Origin of the sequence: Nocardioides islandensis, from assembly GCF_015352455.1 — a bacterium.
Classification (GTDB): Bacteria; Actinomycetota; Actinomycetes; order Propionibacteriales; family Nocardioidaceae; genus Nocardioides; species Nocardioides islandensis.
The window spans coordinates 1-1158 of sequence record NZ_JADKPN010000031.1 but is presented as its reverse complement, the minus strand read 5'-3'; the positions used below and the strand labels follow the sequence as shown (position 1 = coordinate 1158).

The 1158-nt window shown below is 69.8% G+C and carries 1 protein-coding gene; it reads left to right on the top strand.

The genetic code is table 11. The features are described from left to right. Window positions 1-852, top strand: an 852-nt coding sequence (locus ISU07_RS23660) for an IS110 family RNA-guided transposase (protein WP_194709324.1), incomplete at its 5' end; no start/stop codon positions are given. Between the last annotated feature and the right edge of the window lie 306 nt (window positions 853-1158).

The window sequence follows — 1158 nt, the reverse complement described above, 5'->3', positions numbered from 1 at the left end:
GCGCCGTCGAAGTTGCAGCGACCTTCGGGTGATCGGGTGAAGACCGATGCGAAGGACGCGGTGCACCTGGCTCGGCTTCTGCGCCTGGACGAGATCGTTGCGGTGAGCGTTCCAAGTGTGGAGCAGGAGGCGGCCCGGGACCTGGTCCGGGCCCGCGAGGACGCCCGGGGGGACCTGATGCGTGCTCGGCACCGGTTGTCGAAGCTGCTGTTGCGGCAGGGCTACGTCTACTCCGGCGGGCAGGCGTGGACCGGCGCTCATGATCTGTGGCTGCGCCGTACCGGCGCCCGGCTCGCTACGGCGGCGACCAGGGCGACCTTCGAGTCCGACTATGACGCCGTGCTGAGCGTGAAGGCGCGTCGTGACCGGCTCGACGTGCTGATCGAGCAGATGGCCGCCGACTGCCAGTTCACCCCGGTGCTGCGCCGGCTGGGCTGTCTGCGCGGGATCGGGACGCTGACCGGGTTCGCGTTGGCCGTCGAGGTCGGCGACTGGGACCGGTTCACCGGCAAGACCATCGGATCGTTCATCGGACTGGTGCCCAGCGAGTACTCCTCGGGCCAGTCCCGGGTCCAAGGGTCGATCACCAAGACAGGGAACGCCCACCTGCGCCGGCTGCTGGTCGAGGCGGCCTGGCACCACCGACCCCGCTACGTCGTCGGGAAGACCATGCGTGACCGGTGGGAACTGGCCAGCCCGGCCGCCCGCGCCCGTGGTGACGAAGGCAACCGGCGACTGCACCACCGCTGGAACACCATGCGCACCCGCCACAAGCGTCACGTCGTGGCCACCGTCGCCATCGCCCGCGAGCTGGCCGGCTGGTGCTGGTCCCTCGCCGTCCTCGACCAGTGATGCTCGAGGAGTAGGCCCCCAGCCCGCTTCGTCGACCCCGACGGTGGCAGCAGCGCGAGGAGCGACCCGCGATTCCGCTATGAGCAACCCGACAAGCAACGGGCGACGCTCGACCCTAGACACGCGACCCGCTCCAGCCGAACAGCCCGTCCTGCGGTAACCAACCCGCGCATATCAGCCTGACCGCGCGTCGACCACGACACGCTCAGCCACCACCGCGCGTGACGAAGCACGAGGCGCCCGCCCCGAATATCGGGACGGGCGCCTCACCCTGCCCCTTGACAGGACTGGCCTACATATCAGCGG